Here is a 19,514-nt window from a genome sequence, read left to right as displayed (position 1 = left end):
TCGACAGAAGCTCGCGAACCTCGAGCTCGACCAGTTCGAGCAGCTCGGCATCGTCGACCTGGTCGACCTTGTTCAGGAACACCACGATCGACGGCACGCCGACTTGACGGGCAAGCAGGATGTGCTCGCGGGTCTGCGGCATCGGGCCGTCGGCGGCCGACACGACCAGGATCGCGCCGTCCATCTGCGCAGCACCCGTGATCATGTTCTTCACATAGTCGGCGTGGCCGGGGCAGTCGACATGGGCGTAGTGGCGCGCTGCCGTCTCGTATTCGACGTGCGCCGTCGAAATCGTGATGCCGCGGGCCTTCTCTTCGGGCGCCGCATCGATCTGGTCGTAGCGCTTGTATTCGCCAAAATACTTCGTGATCGCCGCCGTCAGCGACGTCTTGCCATGATCGACGTGGCCAATCGTGCCAATGTTCACATGAGGCTTGTTACGCTCGAATTTACCTTTTGCCATAGTCTCTTTCCTTGGACGGCCTTGACCTTCAGTTCAGTCGAATGCGGGGCGATTAGCGACTACGGCCGAAAAACACAAGTGCCTTCTGGCCGGGTGCGCTGTCCACTCGGTCTCAACCGATGATCCGATTGCGGGGATGTGGCGCTGATATAGGAACGCGCGAGCGGAAATGAAATGGGGCAGCCGGCCTCAGCGCGTGCCTGCAACTCCCGGCATGTCCTGGCATTCGCCTGCCGGATGTGCAGCCGGCGCCTGGCCCATTGCCGCTGCGGCGGCGGTCTGATTTGGTTGCCCCATGCAATTCATACCGATCTCCATACGCGGCCCGCTGTTCATGATCGTTTCGACGGGGTCGTACCTCGTCAACGACACGATGATGAAGCTCGCCACCGCGGGCTTGCCGTCCTATGAAGTGCTGTTCCTGCGCGGGGTTGCGGCCACCCTATGGGGCATGCCCCTGCTGTTCCTGCTGGGCTATGGCAGGCAGATTCCATTGATCTTCGACAAACGCGTGCTGCGCCGCAACCTGCTCGAGCTGGCGGCGATCCTTTGCTACGTCGTGGCGCTGGCCAACATGCAGATCGCCGATTCGACCGCGCTCGGGCAGATCACCCCACTTTTGATGCTGGTCGGCTCCTCCATCCTGTTTCGCGAACGGATCGGCGGCGTGCGCATGGCGCTGATCGGGCTCGGCTTCATCGGTGCGCTTATGGTGGCCCAGCCGACCATGCAGGGCATCTCGGTCTATGCGTTGCTGGCGCTCGGCAACGCGGCATTGGCGGCGGCGCGCGATCTTGCCGGCAGGCGGGTCGCGGCCGAGGTGCCGGGCATGATCGTCGCCATTTCCGCCGTCGTGGTGGTGCTCATCGGCGCGGGCGCCGCGCATCTCGTTTCCGAGCGCTGGGTGATGCCGGAAGCCCGGCACCTGCTGCTCATGGCCGGCGCCGGATTCTTCCTGATCTTCGGCCATTTCTTCATCTTCATGGCCTATCGCGTCGGTCCGACCGGCGTGGTGGCGCCGTTCTACTACTGCTTTACCGTCTGGGCGGTCATCTCAGGCGTGCTGGTATTCGGGCAGTTCCCGAATGCCCTGGCGGTCTGCGGCATCCTGCTGGTGGTCGCGAGCGGGCTGACCATCGTCTCGCTTGATGAACGCAAACGCAGGCTGACCGTCGTCGCCTGACCTTCAAGTCAACGCGTCGAAGCAGGTTTGGCCGACCTGCGGTCGGCCAGTCGGCAGACTGGCGCCTAAAGCGTTCGCTTGCCGGAGAACTGGTGATAGGCCCACAGCACGACCACCGCGCCGATGATGGCGACGATCAGGCTCCAGATGTTGAGGCCGGTCACACCCGTGGCGCCAAAGGCGCTGAAGATCAGCCCTCCGACGATGGCGCCGACAATGCCGAGCACGATATCCATGATCAGGCCCTGGCCGGTCTTGTTGACGATCTTGCTGCCGATAAAGCCGGCGATGACGCCGAGGATGATCCAGCTGATAATGCCCATTTTTCCTCTCCATTCCCCGCCCGCCGATCATGGTCACATGATTGTCAAAAGCTCAAGCCAACTTGAAATTCCGCCCGCATGGTCCATTGTAGCCGGCGGGACGGGCTTGGTCGTTATGGAGGATTGACCTATGGGACTTTTTGACAACGCCGTGCCCGGCGGCAACATCACCAAACCGCTGATGATCGCGCTCGGCGCGCTGCTGGTGGGAAAGATGCTGAGCGGCAGAAGCGCCGAACAGACGAGTGCCGAAGAGACGGGCGAGCCCGCCCAGCCTCAAACGCCAGCCCCCACCGGAACCACGGCCTCAGGCGACGGCGGCCTGCTTGGCGGACTGGGCGGACTGCTCGACAAGCTCAAGAATGCCGGCCAAGGCAATGTTGCTGACTCATGGGTCGGCACCGGGCAGAACCAGCCGATCAACGCCAATGATCTGGGCAAGGCGATCGGCCCGCAGGTCATTCGAGAGATCGCGCAAAGGACCGGACTGGACGAGCAGGAGTTGCTCAAGCAATTGTCCACAGCCCTGCCCGGCATTGTCGACAGACTGACGCCGAACGGACAGGTGCCGCAGCAACACCAGGTCGCGTCCGCTTTCAACAGCTAGACTTCTGCGCCTGCATCACGCGCAAACACGCCCGGCACCGCCTTGCGGCTGTCGGGCGTTGCTCCGACCAGCGCGGCGAACCGCCTGGCAGTCGACGCATCGACCGGCGTGTAGACGGAAACCGAGAAATCACTGTCGCGGCCGCCCGGCTGCAGCGTGGCGAAATCGAACGACATCGCGCCGGCGACAGGGTGCCGGATGGATTTCCGCCAGATCGGTGGCTCGGCGATGTCGCGGCTGTTCCAGCACGTGGCGAACGCTTCGCTTGCCGCTTCCAGTGACGAAACCAGCGCAGCCAGCACCGGATCGCGAGTCATGGCGACAGTGGCAAGCCGGAACTGCGCCGCCGCCGAGCGCGAAACCTCCGGCCAGTCGACAAAGCGCTGCCGCCATTCCAGGTCGAGAAACAGCCGGGCGAGCAGGCTGCCGGACCACTCATCATCCGTCTCGAAATCCCCGAGCAGCACCGCCGCCGGGTGGTTCCAGGTGACGACCTGCCAGTAGCGATTGACGACATAGGCCGGGTGCGGTGTCAGCCCTTCGAGCAGGCTGAGCAGCGGCGCGCTGGGCAGGCCTTGCTCGCCGAGCCGGTCTCGCCAATCGAGATCGGGCCGCGCCAATTGGAAGAGATAGGCCTGCTCCGACCGGCTCAGTCTCAGCACCCGCGCCAGCGAGCGAAGCACCTGCGGCGACGCGTTCACCTCCCGTCCCTGCTCGAGCCAGGTGTACCAGGTGGTGCTGATCCCCGCCTCGGCGGCGACCTCTTCGCGCCTGAGGCCCGGTGCCCGGCGGCGGCCATTGGCGCCATCGATCCGCGGCAACCGGTCCCGCCGCTCGCGCAGGAAGCGGGCAAGCTCGTCGTGCCGTGGGCCGCCATACGTCATTCTGTCACCGTGAATACCAGTATAAGCTATAGTCTTGTACCATTTTAAAGGAAAGCTAGGTTGCGAGCGATCGCAACATCAGCCACGGAACTTCGACAATGAACGCGCTCAATGAAATCCGTCAGATCGACTACACCGTCATCTTCGCCCGCGACATGGCCGCCATGCGGCACTTCTACGGGGACGTGATGGAATTTGAGCCGCAGCGCGAACTCGGCGACAGGTGGATCGAATATCGGGTCGGCCCGAACACGCTGGCCTTAACCAGCCTCGGCATGATGTTCAACGACACGCCGCAGCAGCGGGATGCGCTGTCGCTGCAGCTGGCATTCCGGGTGGCGCCGGAGATGGTCGCTGCCTGCGCCGAGGCGCTTCAGGCCAAGGGCGTGCAGCCGGTCCTGCCGCTCACCGACCAGGAATGGGGCCACAGGACAGTGTTCTTCCGCGATCCCGACGGCAACGTTGTCGAGATATTCGCTGAGATCTGATGCGGAGTGGGGAGTTTGGAGCGGGTAGCGGGAATCGAACCCGCATATTCAGCTTGGAAGGCTGCTGCTCTACCACTGAGCTATACCCGCATCGTCCTCAAGGTTCGCGGGCTGGCAGTGGTGGAGAGGGTTGGATTCGAACCAACGTAAGCTAAGCTAACGGATTTACAGTCCGTCCCCTTTAACCACTCGGGCACCTCTCCAGCCTGCCGTCGAAGCCTTGCAACGAGGCATTCTCGCCGATCAGGTCGAAACCGGGGTTTTGTCCGAAATCAGCGAAGCGCCTTATGGCGGCAAGGCCAGTGGGTGTCAACCGCACCGCAAGGCAAAATGCGCTGATTTTGACAGCTCACCCGGCAAGCCGGCTTTCTGCCTGTATCCATGGCCCGGCGACGCGGCTATAGAAGCCGGCCATGAGCAATGACAACACGCCCAAGACCGCCAAAGACACCCACTACGCCAAGCTGCGTCGCGCCCATCGCGACGAGAAGGCCGGCGGCGCGCCTGCCTTCCGGCCGCGCCAGCCGGTGCCGCCGGGCGAGAACGCCGCCGACGGGCTGGTGCGGCTTTATGGCCTGCACACGGTGCGCGCCGCGCTCGACAATCCGCGCCGGCGGATCAGAAAGATGTTGGTGACGCGCAATGCCGCCGAGCGGCTGGCGATCGCCGACCTCGCCGCTTTGCCGTTCAAGGCCGAACTGGTCGAGCCGAAGGACATCGACAAGATCACCGGTTCGGACGCCGTCCACCAGGGCGTGCTGATCGAGGCCGAGCCGCTGAAGCCCAAGCGCCTTGACGCGCTCGGCGATACCAAACTGGTGCTGGTGCTCGACCAGGTCACCGACCCGCACAATGTCGGCGCCATCCTGCGCTCGGCGGTCGCCTTCGGCGCCGGTGCGCTGATCACCACGGCCCGCCACAGCCCGCAGGAATCCGGCGTGCTGGCCAAATCCGCCTCCGGCGCGCTGGAACATATCGACCAGATCGAGGTGAAGAACCTCGCCGGCGCGCTGGAACAGCTGCACGAAGCCGGCTTCCAGACCATCGGCCTCGATTCGGACGGGCCGGCCGAACTCGAAACGAGTTTTTCAGGCGAAAAGATAGCCCTGGTGCTCGGCGCCGAAGGCAAGGGCCTGCGCCAGAAGACGCGCGAGACGGTGACGACACTCGCCCGCCTCGACATGCCCGGCGCCATCCGCTCGCTCAACGTGTCGAACGCCGCGGCGGTGAGCCTTTATGCGGCACGGAAGTTCCTTGGAAAGTGAATAGTGAATGCTGAATGGAAAGCGTTCTTACCGTCACCGTTCACTATTCACCCACTTCATGCCCCGCCATCCGCTCCAGCGCCCGCACCAGCGCCGAATGATCCTCTTTCGCCCCGCCATTCGCCGCGCACGAGTTGAACAGCTGCTGCGTCGTCGAGGTGTTGGGCAATGAGACGCCGAGCGCCTTGGCGCCTTCCAGCGCCAGGCTGAGATCCTTCTGGTGCAGTTCGATGCGGAAGCCCGGCGCGAAGGTGCGCTTTATCATGCGCTCGCCATGCACCTCGAGGATGCGCGATGCCGCCAGCCCGCCCATCAGCGCCTGCCGGACCTTGGCGGGGTCGGCGCCGGCTTTTGCGGCAAAGACCAGCGCCTCGGCGACCGCCTCGATGGTCAGGGCTACGACGATCTGGTTGGCAACCTTGGTGGTCTGGCCGACGCCGTTCGGGCCGACAAGCGTGACGTTCTTGCCCATCTTTTCGAACACGGGCTTGGCGCGCTCGAACGCCTTGTCCTCGCCGCCGACCATGATGGTCAGCGACGCCGCCTTTGCGCCGACCTCGCCGCCCGACACCGGCGCGTCAAGATAGTCGCAGCCGAGATCGTTGATTTTCTTGGCGAAAACCTTGGTCTCGATCGGCGAGATCGAGCTCATGTCGATGACCAGCTTGCCCTTGCTCAGGCCGGAAGCGACACCGTTCTCGCCGAACAGCACCTCGGCTACCTGCGGGGTGTCGGGAACCATGGTGATGATGATATCCGCGGCCTTCGCCACTGCCGCGTGGCCGGTGATGCTTCTCAAGCCCTTGGCGACGAGATCGGCCGGCGGCTTCGAGCGGTGGTCGCTGGCAATGACGGCGTAGCCGGCATCCAGGAGATGCCCCGCCATCGGCGCGCCCATGATGCCAAGGCCGATGAAGCCGATGGTTTCCATTGTTTTCTCCTTTGTTGAGGCTGAGTTCCTTCGCGCCCCCTCTGACCTGCCGGCCATCTCCCCCACTTGTGGGGAGATTGGCAGTTTCGGCGCCTCGCTCACCCTGCAATGTTGGGGAGCGAAAGCCGGGATGACGTCCGATCTCCCCACCTGTGGGGGAGATGGCCGGCAGGCCAGAGGGGGGCGCGAAGGAACGCGACTTCAATCGTAACAGCTAAGCCGCGGCACTCCCCTGCCCGTTAAGCTCCCGAAACCACCCCAGCCCAGCCTCCGTCCCCGCCTTCGGTTTGTATTCCGCTCCGACCCAGCCGGAATAGCCGATCCTGTCGATATGCTCGTAGAGGAAGGGATAATTGATCTCGCCCGTCCCCGGCTCGTGACGGCCGGGATTGTCCGCAAGCTGGATATGCGCGATGCGGCCGAGGTTGGCCTCGATGGTACGGGCGAGATCCCCCTCCATGATCTGCATGTGATAGATGTCGTATTGCAGGAACAGGTTCTTCGAACCGACGCGCTCGATCAGCGCCAGCGCCTGCTCCGAATAGTTCAGGAAAAAACCCGGTATGTCGCGCGTGTTGATCGGCTCGATCAAAAGCCGGATGCCGGCCTGCTCCAGTTTCTCGGCTGCAAACGCGAGGTTCTCGGCTAAAGTATTTTCCAGCACCGAACGATCCACGCCCTGCGGCGCGATGCCGGCGAGGCAATTGACCTGCTCGCAGCCGAGCGCATGGGCATAGCTGATCGCCTTGGCGATGCCTTGCCGGAATTCCGGCGCGCGGTCGGGCAAAACCGCGATGCCGCGCTCGCCGTTGCCCCAGTCGCCGGCCGGGAGGTTGAACAGCACCTGTGTCAGGCCGTTCTTCTTCAGCCGGGCCGCGACCACGTCAGGCGTATGATCATAGGGGCCGATATATTCGACGCCCTTGAAGCCGGCGCGGGCTGCGGCATCGAAGCGATCGAGGAACTCATGCTCGCCAAAGAGCATCGACAGATTGGCTGAAAAACGCGGCATTCTTTTTCTCCTTCTTCTGCTTGGCCCTAGGCGTGTTGAGATTCAGGTCGGGCAGAGTCGAAAACGGTGACTTTCGAAAACCGGAGCGGAACGTACTTTCTGTACGTGAGCACCGGAAGCGCAGGAAGGCGCCGTTTGCAGGCCTGTCTCACCTGAATATCGGCGCGCCTAATCGAGCAACACAATCGCCGTTGGCGCATCCTCATGGCTTTCGGCAAGGTCCTCGAATTCGGTGATCTTGTCGATTTCCGTGCCCATGGAAATGTTGGTGACGCGCTCGAGGATGAATTCGAGCACCACCGGCACCTGGTATTCCTTCATCAGCCGCTGCGCTTCCTTGAACGCGCCGGCGAACTCTTCCGGTTTGCGCACCCGGACCGCCTTGCAGCCCATCGCTTCTGCGACCGCGACATGATCGACGCCGTAGCCGGCCTCCGGATCGTTGGCGCGGTTGACGTTCTCGAAGGCCAGGCTCACCTCGAAATCCATCGCAAAACCGCGCTGCGCCTGGCGGATCAGGCCGAGATAGGCATTGTTCACGACGACATGGATATACGGCAGTTTGTGCTGTGCGCCGGCCGCCAGTTCCTCGATCATGAACTGGAAGTCGTAGTCGCCCGACAGCGCCACGATGGTGCGATCCGGATCGGCGGCGCGCACGCCAAGCGCTGCCGGCAGCGTCCAGCCGAGCGGGCCGGCCTGGCCGCAATTGATCCAGTTGCGCGGCTTGTAGACATGCAGGAACTGCGCCCCGGCGATCTGCGAGAGGCCGATCGTGGTGACGTAGGTGGTGTCACGGCCGAACGACTTGTTCATCTCCTCATAGACGCGCTGCGGCTTCAGCGGCACCTGCTCGAAATGCGTCTTGCGCTTCATCGTCTTCTTGCGGGTCTGGCATTCCTTCGCCCAGCCCGACCAGTCGCGCAGCTTTCCTGCCGTCTTCCATTCGGTGGCGACGTCGAGCAGCATCTTTAGTGCCGCACCGGCGTCCGAGACGACGCCGAGATCCGGCGCGAACACCCGGCCGATCTGGGTCGGTTCGATGTCGACATGGATGAATTTCTTGCCCTTGGTGTAGACATCGACCGAACCGGTGTGGCGGTTGGCCCAGCGATTGCCGATGCCAAAGACGAAATCGGCTTCCAACATCGTCGCATTGCCGTAGCGATGCGAGGTCTGCAGCCCGCACATGCCGGCCATCAGCCGGTGGTCGTCGGGGATCGCGCCCCAGCCCATTAGCGTCGGGATGACCGGCACGCCCGTTATCTCGGCAAATTCGATCAACAGATCCGACGCATCGGCGTTGATGATGCCGCCGCCGGCGACGATCAGCGGCTTTTCCGCGGCATTGAGCATCGCCAAGGCCTTTTCGGCCTGGGCGCGCGACATTGCCGGCTTGAACGGGACCAGCGGTTCATAGGCATCGATATCGAATTCGATCTCGGCCAATTGCACGTCGACCGGCAGGTCGATGAGCACCGGGCCCGGTCGCGACGAGCGCATCAGGTGAAATGCCTTCTGCAGCGCCATCGGCACGAGATAGGGCTCCATGACCGTGACCGCCCATTTGGCGACGGGTGCGGCTATGGCGGCGATATCGACCGCCTGGAAATCCTCCTTGTTGAGCCGTGCCCGCGGCGCCTGACCAGTGATGCACAGGATCGGGATGGAGTCCGCCGCCGCCGAATAGAGCCCGGTGACCATGTCGGTGCCGGCCGGGCCCGACGTGCCGATGCACAGCCCGATATTGCCTGATTTAGCTCTCGTGTAGCCCTCGGCCATATGCGAGGCCGCCTCGACATGGCGCGCCAGGATGTGGCGGATCGAGCCCCTCGCCTTCAGCGCCGAATAGAACGGATTGATCGCCGCGCCCGGCACGCCGAAGCCGCAGGAAACGCCTTCCTTTTCGAGAACGAGAACCGCTGCATCTACAGCGCGCATCCTGGCCATGTCCAGCCTCCGCAAATTGTTGGTCGACCGACAATGCCAGTATGGTTTTCATTTTTCAATTTTTTCAGAATAATTTTTCATTTCTAGAAAACGGCTCCTGTCCACTGATTTCGCTGGCTTTTCCGTTTTTCATGAATCCGGGCACCAGAATCTGTGAAAAAGTTTTTCATTGCGATTTCGGCGAAACCGGCGACAATGCCGCCATGGAAACCAGCGAAAAACGCCAGCGCGGCCGGCCGCGCGCTTTCAACGGTCCGTCCGAGGCCGGTTCTGTACAGTCGCTGGACCGGGCCTTGCGCATCCTGGCCATCGTCGCCGAAGGCAGTGGCCTGTCGCTGAGCGAGATTTCGGCGCGTAGCGAGCTCGCGGCGTCCACCGCCTACCGCATGCTGACGACGCTGCAGAACCACGGCATGGTCGAGTTCGATACATCGGACCAGCTGTGGTCGATCGGCGTCGAGACCTACCGCATGGGTGCCGCCTTCCTGCGCCGCCGCAAGCTTGTCGACCGGGCCCGCGTGGTCATGCAGGAATTGATGGAGAAGACCGGTGAAACCGCCAATCTCGGCGTCGCCGAGGACGATTGCGTCGTTTTCGTCAGCCAGGTCGAGACCCATCAGGCGATCCGCGCCTTCTTCCGCCCGGGCACGCGCAGCTCTTTCCATGCCTCGGGCATCGGCAAGGCGGTGCTGGCGCAGCTCGAGCCGGAACGCGTCGCCGCCATCCTGCGCAAGTCGGGCCTGCAGCGCTTCACCGACAAGACGCTGTCCGACATTTCGGCGCTGGCCCATGACCTGGCTGTCATCAAGCACCGTGGCTGGTCGGTCGACGACGAGGAGCGGCATCCCGGCATGCGCTGCGTGGCCGCCGCCATTTTCAACGAGTTCGGCGAGCCGATCGGCGGTGTCTCGGTCTCCGGACCGACGGTGCGGGTGACGATGGAGCGGCTGGACGAGATCGGGCCGCTGGTGCGCGACGCCGCCGCTGAGGTGACGAGGATGATCGGCGGGTTCCGATCATAATGCGGAGAACGCTTCAGCTTTTGCTCGCCGCTTCACTGTGCGGATGCGTGGCGACGGCGCCCGAACCCGCCCCTGTCTCCCAGCAAGTCAGCGAGATTCCGATCTCGCTCGCTTTGGAGGAGACAATCACGATCGGCATTCGCCAGCATTTGCAGGATCCTGTATCCGCCAAATTCGGGACGATGCGCGCCGGCGAGCGGACGCTCAACGGCCGCCGGGAAATCGTGGTCTGCGGCCATGTCGCCGCGAAGTCATCGTCCGGTGGTCATACAACAGACCAACCGTTCGCCGCCAAGATCTATCCGGATGAAGGAAGCAGCTTCGAACTCATCGCCATGGGCGATCAATCGCTGAATGCGAGCGGTGGTGTTGTCGGCACCTGCCATGCAGCCGGATTACCGATCTCCAAACCGTAGCTGACACTGCCACGCGCTCAAATGTAGGAAAGAGGGGCTGCGTACAGCCCCTCCTTCTTGTGGGGAGCCTCCTCTTAGAGGCGGCAATAGTGGCGGTAGCCGTCATAGCCGACATAGGTGTCGGAGTACGGATCGTAGCTGGCGTAGTAGCGATTGGCGCAGCGGCGGACGTGCCAGGAACCACCCTCGTCGTCGACATAGACGGTGCGGGGCTGCTGGTTGAGCAGGCTGCCGAGCACGAAGCCGCCGACGCCGGCGGCGATGCCGATGCCGATTTCGCGGTTGTGGTGATGGCTGTGGGCGGCCGAGGGCTGGACGGTGCCGACCAGCGAGGTGGCGGCGACGGTGCTGGCGATGAGGGCAGAAGCGATTTTGCGCGTGAACATGACGATCTCCTTGTTTCGTTGCGAGAGGCGATCCATCCGCCTCTTGATCATCTGTCGTTTCGGCGCGGAAAAAGGTTCGAAAGAATTTGGGATTTTCTTGAAGGCCGGAAATCAGCCGATGGAAACCAAGATCTGATCGATCGAGCGCTCAACGCAAAAAAGGGCGGCCGAAGCCGCCCTTCCGCGAGGCAGGTCGTCTCGCTCAAAGGAAGATGATCACCTTGCCGTGGTGATGATGATGCTTGTGGTGATGGTGCTTGTGTTGATGGTTCCACCACCAAGAGGGCTTGTCGTGGTGCTTGTGATGGTGGTGATGATGGCTGTGAGCGGAGGACGACTGCACGGTACCGGCGAGCGCGCCGGTGGCGACGAAGATGGCGACCAGGCCCGAAGTAAGACTGCGCTTCAACATGATGATCTCCTTGATCGAGGCGACCATTCGCCTCTGGAGATCAGTCGCGGTGACGTGGTGAAAGGTTCGAGGTTTTGAGCGAGTAGTGAGTAGTCAATGGTCCGAAAGGCGTTCGCCCATTCACCATTCACCATTCATCCCCATCCCAGTCACATGCCGCAGCCAAAACGCCATCGCGATAAAACCGACGATGGCGGCGATGCCGGTCCAGTCGACATTGGCGCTCTTCACGTCCCTGATGAGCTTTACCGCAAGCAGCCAGGCAATGACGACAAGCGGCAGGATGATGACAAGTCTGATCATGCGACACCCCGTTCGATGCGTTTGCACCTGAGAGATATGTAGGGATCGCATTGGCGGTTTTCAGCATGGCGGCCCGCCCACCTCGGCGGGGTCCATTAGCGATCGAAAACGGAGTTTTGTCTTTACTGGCGCACGAAATATGCTAACCGGAGCGCCGTGCCCTTGTAGCTCAGCTGGTAGAGCAGCGGTTTTGTAAACCGAAGGTCGGCGGTTCGATTCCGTCCGGGGGCACCACCTTTCGCTCTTCGAGCTTCGGGTGGCAGGCCACTCGAAGCTCGTTAGTCGAAGGAGGACTGCCGACGGTTCTATTCGGCGGAGCTGGCAGCACGACATCAGGCCAACTCGCAGCCGTCGGACCTTCTAGGAAAATGTGGCAGCCTGTATGGCTGCCGTATCGCCGAACGTGTTCCTCACCCTAACCGACCTGTAGACGTAGGCGGCCCAGATCCCTGTGACTATGAAGGATGCCAAAGGTGTAACCAGAGCTCCTCCGGCAAGCAAACGGTTTACCGGGACACCCAGAACAGTCGATATCCAAACTGTGTCCAGTACGAATAAGAGAGGGATCGCGAACCACAGACATATGAACAGCTGCGGAAAGCGGTGGCTTCGCCGCAGCATCGAAACAAGCACGACCAGCTGAAGCACCAGAAATGCCAGATTGAGGGCTGCCTCGCCATAGATGGCCAAGGCCCCGTTGGGCACTGTAACAAGCTGTTGGTAGGTTTTGACCAGACTGGCCATATCGACAAGTGTGCGCAACGGCGAAAGGGACAGGCTGATCGCCAGCAGGATCAGCCAGCCGCCGAACCCCACGAGGTCATCTGGGCTCTGTGAGGATTTGCGCGACGACCGGACGGCGAAGAAAACCGGCACGCCAATCAGCAACAGAAGTATCGCCCAATGCCACATTTACCCACCCTCGAATGCATCCCTGGGTTGTTTAGCTCGCACCTCTGGATTGTGCAAGCGTTTTTACAGAGATCAAGGCATCGTAGAGATTTTCGGGTTTAGGTTTGCAGAGGACGCTTTCGTCGCTCGCAATGGCCGCATCTCACCCCAAGTCAAAATGCCGCGGAAAGGCCTGGTGCAGCAGGAGCAGCATGGTCTTGCGCAGCACGTCGGTGTCGCGGCTGGACGGGTTGAGATGGTCCCAATACCAGGCGCCGTGAACCAGATAATTCAGGCTCTCCGACAGCGTGTCTATGTCGACGCCGGTGTAACCGCCGCTGCGCGAAATCTCGATCAGCAGTTCGCGCGCTTCGGCCGTGTAGGCGAGATCGCTGGGCAGGCCTATCTCGTTGTAGAGCTGCATGCTCTTGCGGTCGCTGGAGAACACGACGAAGACCGACACCCAATTCGGATGCTGGCGGGCAAAGCGTTGCGCGCAATCGACCGCGCCCAAGACCCGCTCGACCGGCGACAGGCCGGGCGCCCGCACCAGCGTCAGCCACAGCGCGTCATATTGGTCGCTGAGATATTGCAGGACGGCTCGGAACAGGTTCTCCTTGCTGCGAAAATGAAAGACCACCAGTGCGTTGGACGAGCCGACATGCTCGGCGATGCGCTGCATGGTGACGCTGGCCAGCCCCTCCTCCGCGATGAGCTCGATTGTGGCGTCGATGATGCGCTGGATGCTCGCTTCGCCGCGCTCGCGCCGGCGGTCCTTGGGCGCAGCGTCGTTCGCCGCACCCTTGGCCGCCTTGCTTTTTCCCGCATCCGGAGTGGCTATGCGTTGCGCCATTGTCGTCAGGCCTTTCCCCGGCGGCCGAAACATCCCGCCGCTGCCTTGGGATGCCGGCGCCCTGCGGACTCACAGCGCCGGGCGTGTCCCGGCATTCGTGTACCACTGACCACGAGCCGTCTCATAGGCCATACCCGCCCGGAACACGTCGGCGTCGCTATAGGTGCGGCCGACAATCTGGATGCCGGTGGGCACGCCGTTGGCGGCGCGGCCCGACGGCACGGACAGAACCGGGCAGCGGCTCAGCATGTTGAACGGCGTCGTCATCACCCAGCCCAGCGACGGGTTCACCTCCCGTCCATTGATCTCGACCTTGCCTTTGGTCTGATCGAATTCCGCCGGCACTGCGGGAAGCGCATTGGTCGGGCAGATCAGCACATCGTGTTTTTCCAGCAACGGCCCCAGCGTCAGATACATCCTGGCCGCCACGTCCAAGGTCGCGACGAAGTCCGTGGCCTTCGACTTCTGCCCGTCGTTGGCAAACTGCCTGGCATAGCTGGTCATGTCCTTGCCGTGCTTGGCGAGCAGCGGCGACAGCGAGGCGCCGAAGAGATGTTCGAGATAGGCCATGCCGGCCTTGAGCACCTCGTCGCCCCAGCCGAGGTCCACCTCCTCGACGGTGGCGCCGAGCGAGCGGAACACATCGCAGGCAGCGAGCGTGTTCTTGCGCACGTCCGCATCCACCTCGAAGGACCCGAGATCCATGGAGAATGCGATCTTCCAACCCTTGATCGGCTTGTAGTCGAGCGGCAGGCGCAGTTTCGGGCGCAGCGTGGCGATGTCGAGCGGGCTCGGCCCGGCCATGACGTTCTGCAGCAGGATCGCATCCCCGACGTTTCGGGCCAAGGGCCCGGTGTGGCAGTAGAAATCGAGATTGAACGGCGCCTCATCGGGATTGCGGCCGTAAGGCGGCTTGAAACCGACCAGGCCGCAGGCCGAGGCAGGGATGCGGATTGAGCCCGCTATGTCCGAGCCGGTTGCGATCGACGACGTGCCGGAGGCCAGCGTTGCCGCCGAACCGCCCGACGAACCGCCCGGCGTGAAATCCGGGTTCCAGGGGTTGCGCGTGACGCCCCAGCGCTTCGACCAGGTATAACCGGCGCAGCTGAATTCGGGCGTCGCGGTGCGGGCGTGGACGATGCCGCCGGCCTTCATGACACGCTCGTTCATGGTCGAGGTATGGCCGCCAATGGCGTCCCCGGACAGCAGCGAGCCATGCGAGGTCGGCTTGCCCTTGATGTAGCTCTCATCCTTGATGCCGATCGGCAGGCCCTCGAGCGCGCCGGTCCTTGCGCCTCTGGCGTATTTCGCCTCGGCTTTTCTGGCGAGATCCATCGCCTCGTCGAAATGCGTGAAGGTGAGGCAGTTGATCGTCGCCTTGGTTGCCTCGGCGCGGCGGATGGTGGCCTGCATCAGTTCCACAGGCGACAGTTTCTTCGCCTTGAACAGCCGCAACGCCTCGCTGGCCGGCATGTAGCAAAGGTCGAGATCGGACATAAAAAATCTCCCGCGGCGGCTTTACGGCATCTGGCATTGGGGATGGCCGAGCCGCGATGCGCGGCCCGATGTTGGTCAGCTTCGGCCGGCGGCGCTGCTATTTCTGCAGATCGGTCCAGATCCTGGTGTAGAGCGCCTGGACGTCGGCGGGACAGGCCGACATGAATTGGCCCTTGTCGGCAAATTCGGCCGGAACATCCACTTCGGGCGCGCCCTTCATATCGGCCGGCAGGAAGGGCTCGGAGCCCTTGATGCCATTGGCGTAGTGCGCGAAGGCCGAGATCATCGCTGCATTCCTGGGGTCCATGATGAAATTCTGGAAGAGCTTGGCGTTCTCGACGTTCTTGGCATCCTTGAGCACCGCGACACTGTCCATCCAGATTGGAAAGCCCTCCTTGGGATAGCCGTAGACGATCTTGTCGTTCTCCAGCCGCTCGCGCAGCGATATGCCGTTCCAGTTGACGCCGGCGGCAATGTCACCCCTGCCGAGACCGTCGACGGCCGCATAGTCGAGCGACAGCCATTTCGCTTTCGCCTCGATGAGCTTGTCATGCACCTTTTTCAAAAGCACCTTGTCGTCGGTGCAGTACTTACCGCCCTCATAGGCAATGGCGAGGAACATGATGTCTCCCATTTCGGGCACGACATTGATCTTGCCCACGAGTTCCGGCGGCGGATCGAGGAAAATCGCCGAGGTGTTCGGATCGCCCGCATAGACCGATTTGTTGACCGAGATGCCGGTCGTGCCCCATTGCCACGGCACCGAATATTTGCGGCCGGGGTCGAACGGCACGTCGACCCATCTCGGATCGACGTTTCTAAAGTTCTCCATCGTGTTGGGATCGGTTTCCAAGAGCAGGCCTTCGCTGATCCAGATCGGCATCACGCTGGCCGATGGAACGACGATGTCATAGCCGGAAGCGCCCTGGCGGACCTTGGCCAGAGCCGTATCGTTGGAGTCGTAGTCGGTGACGGTAACCTTGACCTTGTAGGTTTCCTCGAACTTCTTGATCAGGTCCGGGCTGGTGTAGTTGCCCCAATTGTAGATTTGGAGTTCGCCCTCGGCGCGGGCAATGCCGGTCATCGCCAGCAGCGACAGGCCGAGCGCCGTGGCGGTCGATTTCAACTGCATGCTTGTGTCTCCCATTGTTGGGACCGGCGGGATTGCGCCTCGAGTCCCTAAGTTCCCTTCGTCCTGGTGATCATTCACCGGCGAATGCCGGCTGACCAACTCGGTATCTCGGCAACGGTATTAATTACTAAACATACAGTCAATATCTTTTGCGACACAACTGCATGATCGGCACCGGCAGTGCGCCGGCGAAGCCGACATGATATGGTCAAGGTTGGGCCATTGATGAATTGGGGCAAGCCGTGGCGTGAGCGCCGCAGCCTGCAGGGCTTGGATCACGGTCATGCGCCTTTTTCTGGCGGTCGTGCTGCTGATGACCATGGCGCTCTTCTCCGCTGCGCGCGGCGAAGCGCGGATAGCGCTGGTTGTCGCCAATCCGGCCTCTGAGGGCTCACCGGCAATCGCCAACGCCGACCTCAGTGCCGAACTCGTTGCAGCGACACTACGATCGCTTAGCTTCACCGTCCGGCAGGTGTCGGATGGCGACCGCGCCGATGTCGCGCGCGCCATGCATGATTTCGCCCAATCCCTGGCCAATCCGGACTCCGTCGGCATCTTCTACTATGTCGGCCACACCGCGCAGGCCAACGGCAGGAACTATTTACTGACGCGCGGCACCCGGATCGATTCAAAGGAAACGGTCGACCAGACGGCATTGCCCCTCGATCTGTTCATGCAGGCGCTCGAGGCAACCCCGACATTGAAGGTGGTTCTGCTCGACAATCCCGGCGATGGCCACAACCCTACTTCCGGCGTGATGCAGGGTCTGGCTGCGGTCGATCCCCTCACCCACGCCATCGTCGCTCTGTCGGCCAAACCCGGAACCGTTGCACTGGACGAAGCCCGCCCCGTCACCGTATTTGCCGATGCGCTCACCGCTGCGCTGGTCAAGCGCGGCGCGGACATAGCCATCATCCTCGCCTCGGTCAGGCAAACCACTATCGACAAAACGTCAGGCGCCCAGTGGCCATGGATGGCATATGGCCGCTCGGCAGACGCTGCCTTTGTGCTGACGCCGGACCAGGTGGCCGGCGCGGCACCGGCGCTGCCGCTTGTGCCGGAACCGGCACCGCCGGCGATGGCGAGCGGCGGCTACATCTCCGGGAGTGGCGGTTGGGAGCCTGATGGCAGCGACTACGCCGATGGCAGCGGTCAGGAGCCCTACCCCATGGACGTTGCCCCGGGCTCCGGCAGTCCCGATGCCGCGATGGGCGACAGCGCCAAGGAGGCGGCGCTCTACGAGGAATACAAACGCCAGGAACAGCAGCGCCAATTGCAGGAAGAGCAGGCTCGGCAACGATACGAAGAGGAAAAGCAACGTCTTGAAGACGCAGCTGCGGCCGCTGCCCAGAACAATCTCGGCGGGACCTATCCGCAGGATGGCGGAGCCACCGGCGCCGAACCGCCCCCCGATAAGGCAGGGATCCCCCCTGAGGACGGCATGACATCGGCCCCGCCACCCGCGACCGGCGCCGAAAGTCCGCCGGAGGCGCAGGCGCCACCGAAACCAGCGCCGCCGCCCATCGACCAGGCGCAAAGCCCTCCTTCCGGCGGCGCCCTTCCACAACCCGAGACGGGCGCTGTCGAAGTGGTGCGCCATCCAACCATCGATGCGCCGGATGAGATTGTCGCCGGCGAGACGGTGACCGTTTCGATCGCCCTTACCGAAGAGCAATTCACGCCCGAAGTGAAGGTGAAGGCAGCGCCGGGCTCGTCGGTGACGGAAGATGGCGCCCTGGCCATGGCGATGCCGGCAGGAGCCGAGCAATGGCCGATCGACATCGATCTGTTCGCCTCCGGCTTCGATCTCACCGACGGCGACAAATGGAGCCGACGGACGACGCTCTACCGCCAGGGCGACAGCGACTTCGTCCGCTTCGACGTCAAGGCGCGGCCGATCGCCAAGGACAGCAAGCCGTCCCAGTTCATCGCACGCATCTACAGCGCCGGGAGGTTCCTCGGATCGGCGTCGCGGTCCGTTGTCATCCGTCGCACAGCGCCTGTCGAGGCAGCCGCTCCGAGCGCCACAGCCGAACGCTCCGCAGCACCTGCCATGCTGATGCTGGCCGCAGCGGCGCCGCAGCCGGCGGTGCCTGGCAATGTGACGCTCGGCGGCGCAGCCGGCGATGACGTCCCCGATCTCGACGTGACCATACTCTATGACGATCCGAGCGGGCTGGGTTCGGGGCAGATCATCATCCATTCGCCGCATCTGGCCGGTCCGGTGACCGATACGTTCTCGACGCCACCTGAGATGGCGGCATGGCTGGACTCCGAATATCGCCGCCTGCTGCAGCTCGGCCTGAGCCTGCGCGGCGCGGTATCGCTGCAGCAGCCTGCCGCAAGCAGCGATCCGGGGACGCAAAAGCGCTTTGTCACGCTCGCCGCCGAAGGTTTTGGCGATGCGCTCTACCGCGACTATGTGCCGAAAGCGTTCAAGGACGTGTTCTGGTCGCTGCGCGGCAAAGGCGAGCTGCATTCGATCCAGATCACCTCGAACAGCCCGACACTGCCCTGGGAATTGATCCGCCCGCGCAGCGTCGACGGCGCCACCGCCGACGGTTTTCTCGGCATGGGCTATCGGCTGGCGCGCTGGGCTCCGCGCAGCAGTGCCTCACAGGTCGACAACCCGCTCGACCGCATGACCTTCACCGGCGTCGCGGCTGTCGCGCCCTCCTATGTCGACAAGCGCTCGCTGCGCTTCCAACAGGACGAGATCGCGGCGCTGAGCAAGCTTTACGGCTACCGCCGCTTCGATGGCGATTTCACCTCTTTCGAGAAACTGGTCGGTGAAGTCTCGACCGGTTTCATTCATTTCTCCGGTCATGGCGCGGTCAACCAACCGGGCAGCGGCCGGCCGGTCTTTGCCATCGATCTCGTCGATCAGTCGCTCGACCCGGATACATGGGCTGCGTTGGTCGCCACCGCGCATGGCAAGGGCAATCCGTTCTACTTCTTCAACGCCTGCGACACAGGCCGTTCCCAGATGCTCGGCGGCTTCGTGCAGGGCTGGGGTCCGGCGGTTCTGGCGGGCGGCGCTTCCGGCTTCATCGGCGGCATGTGGCCACTGACCGACCGCGCGGCAGCGGCCTTCTCGACCGATTTCTATGGTGGCATCAGCACGCGGATCAAGGACAGGCCGGTCTATCTGGCCGAGATCCTGCAGGATGTCCGCAGAGAATTCTACCAGACCGGCGATCCGACCTATCTCGCCTACACATTCTACGGCAACGCCAATCTTCAGATCGTCGCGCAGTGAGCGATGGATCGTCGTTGGCAGATTGGCTTCAGCCTACAACGCGTTTTGCGGGCATGGCACGCCGGCGTCGCCGCAGCGTGAGGCCGTCGGCCTGGAGCTCATGTCTTCGGAATGCCGTACAAGCTCAGCAAAGAGAAGGGCGAAGCTTCCCAGCATCAGGAAGACGATAATCAGGCGTGTCACCGGCAATATACAGGTCTCGACTGGCTAGCCCCCAGCCACCCATCCTCTGTCGGC

General features: G+C 62.8%; 20 protein-coding genes and 3 tRNA genes. 8 read left to right on the top strand and 15 right to left on the bottom strand.

The genetic code is table 11. The features are described 5' to 3' along the window. Window positions 1–463 (bottom strand): GTP-binding protein (locus NKK50_RS04970; protein ID WP_352543143.1); only part of this gene is annotated, 463 nt, incomplete at its 3' end. Window positions 464–758: 295 nt separating this feature from the next. On the opposite strand from NKK50_RS04970, the gene NKK50_RS04965 reads away from it, so the two are divergent. Next, entirely contained in the window at window positions 759–1,646 is an 888-nt protein-coding gene (locus NKK50_RS04965; RefSeq protein WP_352543142.1) for a DMT family transporter, read from the top strand. Window positions 1,647–1,711: 65 nt separating this feature from the next. Here NKK50_RS04965 and NKK50_RS04960 read toward each other — a convergent pair whose 3' ends face one another. Further along, entirely contained in the window at window positions 1,712–1,969 is a 258-nt protein-coding gene (locus NKK50_RS04960) for a GlsB/YeaQ/YmgE family stress response membrane protein (protein WP_023688411.1), read from the bottom strand. A gap of 130 nt (window positions 1,970–2,099) precedes the next feature. Between NKK50_RS04960 and NKK50_RS04955 the strand changes: the two genes are divergently transcribed. After that, a complete protein-coding gene (locus NKK50_RS04955) occupies window positions 2,100–2,576 on the top strand; it encodes a YidB family protein (protein ID WP_023667447.1) in 477 nt (158 codons plus the stop codon). Here NKK50_RS04955 and NKK50_RS04950 read toward each other — a convergent pair. Then, window positions 2,573–3,460 carry a helix-turn-helix transcriptional regulator gene (locus tag NKK50_RS04950; protein ID WP_352499663.1) on the bottom strand — a complete coding sequence of 296 codons (888 nt, stop codon included), beginning with the start codon at window positions 3,458–3,460 and terminating at the stop codon, window positions 2,573–2,575. The genes NKK50_RS04955 and NKK50_RS04950 overlap by 4 nt on opposite strands. Window positions 3,461–3,558: 98 nt before the next feature. Between NKK50_RS04950 and NKK50_RS04945 the strand changes: the two genes are divergently transcribed. Then, complete coding sequence (locus tag NKK50_RS04945; protein ID WP_023695300.1) at window positions 3,559–3,948, top strand: VOC family protein; 390 nt, start codon at window positions 3,559–3,561, stop codon at window positions 3,946–3,948. A 16-nt stretch (window positions 3,949–3,964) separates the two neighbouring features. Here NKK50_RS04945 and NKK50_RS04940 read toward each other — a convergent pair. Both NKK50_RS04940 and NKK50_RS04935 read right to left on the bottom strand, forming a co-directional pair. Continuing rightward, a tRNA-Gly gene (locus NKK50_RS04940) sits at window positions 3,965–4,038 on the bottom strand. 28 nt (window positions 4,039–4,066) lie between these two features. After that, window positions 4,067–4,151 (bottom strand) — tRNA-Tyr (locus NKK50_RS04935). A gap of 210 nt (window positions 4,152–4,361) precedes the next feature. Between NKK50_RS04935 and NKK50_RS04930 the strand changes: the two genes are divergently transcribed. Further along, window positions 4,362–5,213, top strand: coding sequence for a TrmH family RNA methyltransferase (locus NKK50_RS04930; RefSeq protein ID WP_352499661.1), 852 nt, complete (start codon window positions 4,362–4,364; stop codon window positions 5,211–5,213). A 43-nt stretch (window positions 5,214–5,256) separates the two neighbouring features. On the opposite strand, the gene NKK50_RS04925 is transcribed toward NKK50_RS04930, so the two are convergent. The 3 genes from NKK50_RS04925 to gcl form a co-directional block, all read right to left on the bottom strand. Beyond that, window positions 5,257–6,144: a 2-hydroxy-3-oxopropionate reductase gene (locus NKK50_RS04925; protein WP_023715772.1), complete on the bottom strand. Its 888-nt coding sequence runs from the start codon at window positions 6,142–6,144 to the stop codon at window positions 5,257–5,259. 214 nt (window positions 6,145–6,358) lie between these two features. After that, window positions 6,359–7,156 (bottom strand): hydroxypyruvate isomerase, encoded by a 798-nt coding sequence (gene hyi, locus NKK50_RS04920; protein ID WP_023715773.1) that lies wholly within the window; start codon window positions 7,154–7,156, stop codon window positions 6,359–6,361. Between the two features lie 168 nt (window positions 7,157–7,324). Then, the gene (gene gcl / locus NKK50_RS04915) at window positions 7,325–9,106 is read right to left on the bottom strand and encodes a glyoxylate carboligase (protein WP_027050436.1); all 1,782 of its coding nucleotides are present in this window, start codon (window positions 9,104–9,106) and stop codon (window positions 7,325–7,327) included. 203 nt (window positions 9,107–9,309) lie between these two features. On the opposite strand from gcl, the gene bhcR reads away from it, so the two are divergent. Together bhcR and NKK50_RS04905 are read left to right on the top strand one after the other, a co-directional pair. Beyond that, window positions 9,310–10,128, top strand: a complete 819-nt coding sequence (gene bhcR, locus NKK50_RS04910) for an HTH-type transcriptional regulator BhcR (protein ID WP_023667454.1) — start codon at window positions 9,310–9,312, stop codon at window positions 10,126–10,128. Further along, the gene (locus NKK50_RS04905; protein WP_023688404.1) at window positions 10,128–10,544 is read left to right on the top strand and encodes a hypothetical protein; all 417 of its coding nucleotides are present in this window, start codon (window positions 10,128–10,130) and stop codon (window positions 10,542–10,544) included. Before bhcR ends, NKK50_RS04905 begins: the two co-directional genes overlap by 1 nt. A 74-nt stretch (window positions 10,545–10,618) precedes the next feature. Here NKK50_RS04905 and NKK50_RS04900 read toward each other — a convergent pair whose 3' ends face one another. The 3 genes from NKK50_RS04900 to NKK50_RS04890 all read right to left on the bottom strand — a co-directional run bounded on the left by NKK50_RS04900 (window position 10,619) and on the right by NKK50_RS04890 (window position 11,645). Beyond that, a complete protein-coding gene (locus NKK50_RS04900) occupies window positions 10,619–10,930 on the bottom strand; it encodes a BA14K family protein (RefSeq protein ID WP_352543141.1) in 312 nt (103 codons plus the stop codon). A 202-nt stretch (window positions 10,931–11,132) separates the two neighbouring features. Continuing rightward, window positions 11,133–11,342, bottom strand: a complete 210-nt coding sequence (locus tag NKK50_RS04895; RefSeq protein WP_023688402.1) for a hypothetical protein — start codon at window positions 11,340–11,342, stop codon at window positions 11,133–11,135. Between the two features lie 120 nt (window positions 11,343–11,462). Next, on the bottom strand, window positions 11,463–11,645 hold the full coding sequence (locus NKK50_RS04890; protein ID WP_023667458.1) for a hypothetical protein: 183 nt from the start codon (window positions 11,643–11,645) through the stop codon (window positions 11,463–11,465). A 158-nt stretch (window positions 11,646–11,803) separates the two neighbouring features. Between NKK50_RS04890 and NKK50_RS04885 the strand changes: the two genes are divergently transcribed. Beyond that, a tRNA-Thr gene (locus NKK50_RS04885) sits at window positions 11,804–11,879 on the top strand. Window positions 11,880–12,005: 126 nt separating this feature from the next. On the opposite strand, the gene NKK50_RS04880 is transcribed toward NKK50_RS04885, so the two are convergent. The 4 genes from NKK50_RS04880 to NKK50_RS04865 all read right to left on the bottom strand — a co-directional run bounded on the left by NKK50_RS04880 (window position 12,006) and on the right by NKK50_RS04865 (window position 16,018). After that, entirely contained in the window at window positions 12,006–12,533 is a 528-nt protein-coding gene (locus NKK50_RS04880) for a DUF2569 family protein (RefSeq protein WP_245260196.1), read from the bottom strand. A 166-nt stretch (window positions 12,534–12,699) separates the two neighbouring features. Next, on the bottom strand, window positions 12,700–13,389 hold the full coding sequence (locus NKK50_RS04875; protein WP_023725772.1) for a TetR/AcrR family transcriptional regulator: 690 nt from the start codon (window positions 13,387–13,389) through the stop codon (window positions 12,700–12,702). 69 nt (window positions 13,390–13,458) lie between these two features. After that, window positions 13,459–14,886: an amidase gene (locus NKK50_RS04870; RefSeq protein WP_027050435.1), complete on the bottom strand. Its 1,428-nt coding sequence runs from the start codon at window positions 14,884–14,886 to the stop codon at window positions 13,459–13,461. Between the two features lie 97 nt (window positions 14,887–14,983). After that, entirely contained in the window at window positions 14,984–16,018 is a 1,035-nt protein-coding gene (locus tag NKK50_RS04865; RefSeq protein WP_023715777.1) for an extracellular solute-binding protein, read from the bottom strand. Between the two features lie 283 nt (window positions 16,019–16,301). Here NKK50_RS04865 and NKK50_RS04860 point away from each other — a divergent pair, with 283 nt between their 5' ends. Then, window positions 16,302–19,277 carry a caspase family protein gene (locus NKK50_RS04860; RefSeq protein WP_352543140.1) on the top strand — a complete coding sequence of 992 codons (2,976 nt, stop codon included), beginning with the start codon at window positions 16,302–16,304 and terminating at the stop codon, window positions 19,275–19,277. The last annotated feature ends 237 nt before the right edge of the window (window positions 19,278–19,514 follow it).

The sequence above is a fragment of the Mesorhizobium sp. M0001 genome (assembly GCF_040324255.1).
GTDB lineage: Bacteria > Pseudomonadota > Alphaproteobacteria > Rhizobiales > Rhizobiaceae > Mesorhizobium.
This window is presented reverse-complemented; position numbering and strand designations above follow the sequence as displayed.

Coding starts and splice junctions, on each gene's coding strand:
- NKK50_RS04965 (WP_352543142.1), top strand. CDS start 759: ATGCAATTCATACCGATCTCCATACGCGGCCCGCTGTTCATGATCGTT.
- NKK50_RS04960 (WP_023688411.1), bottom strand. CDS start 1,969: ATGGGCATTATCAGCTGGATCATCCTCGGCGTCATCGCCGGCTTTATC.
- NKK50_RS04955 (WP_023667447.1), top strand. CDS start 2,100: ATGGGACTTTTTGACAACGCCGTGCCCGGCGGCAACATCACCAAACCG.
- NKK50_RS04950 (WP_352499663.1), bottom strand. CDS start 3,460: ATGACGTATGGCGGCCCACGGCACGACGAGCTTGCCCGCTTCCTGCGC.
- NKK50_RS04945 (WP_023695300.1), top strand. CDS start 3,559: ATGAACGCGCTCAATGAAATCCGTCAGATCGACTACACCGTCATCTTC.
- NKK50_RS04930 (WP_352499661.1), top strand. CDS start 4,362: ATGAGCAATGACAACACGCCCAAGACCGCCAAAGACACCCACTACGCC.
- NKK50_RS04925 (WP_023715772.1), bottom strand. CDS start 6,144: ATGGAAACCATCGGCTTCATCGGCCTTGGCATCATGGGCGCGCCGATG.
- hyi (WP_023715773.1), bottom strand. CDS start 7,156: ATGCCGCGTTTTTCAGCCAATCTGTCGATGCTCTTTGGCGAGCATGAG.
- gcl (WP_027050436.1), bottom strand. CDS start 9,106: ATGGCCAGGATGCGCGCTGTAGATGCAGCGGTTCTCGTTCTCGAAAAG.
- bhcR (WP_023667454.1), top strand. CDS start 9,310: ATGGAAACCAGCGAAAAACGCCAGCGCGGCCGGCCGCGCGCTTTCAAC.
- NKK50_RS04905 (WP_023688404.1), top strand. CDS start 10,128: ATGCGGAGAACGCTTCAGCTTTTGCTCGCCGCTTCACTGTGCGGATGC.
- NKK50_RS04900 (WP_352543141.1), bottom strand. CDS start 10,930: ATGTTCACGCGCAAAATCGCTTCTGCCCTCATCGCCAGCACCGTCGCC.
- NKK50_RS04895 (WP_023688402.1), bottom strand. CDS start 11,342: ATGTTGAAGCGCAGTCTTACTTCGGGCCTGGTCGCCATCTTCGTCGCC.
- NKK50_RS04890 (WP_023667458.1), bottom strand. CDS start 11,645: ATGATCAGACTTGTCATCATCCTGCCGCTTGTCGTCATTGCCTGGCTG.
- NKK50_RS04875 (WP_023725772.1), bottom strand. CDS start 13,389: ATGGCGCAACGCATAGCCACTCCGGATGCGGGAAAAAGCAAGGCGGCC.
- NKK50_RS04870 (WP_027050435.1), bottom strand. CDS start 14,886: ATGTCCGATCTCGACCTTTGCTACATGCCGGCCAGCGAGGCGTTGCGG.
- NKK50_RS04865 (WP_023715777.1), bottom strand. CDS start 16,018: ATGCAGTTGAAATCGACCGCCACGGCGCTCGGCCTGTCGCTGCTGGCG.
- NKK50_RS04860 (WP_352543140.1), top strand. CDS start 16,302: ATGCGCCTTTTTCTGGCGGTCGTGCTGCTGATGACCATGGCGCTCTTC.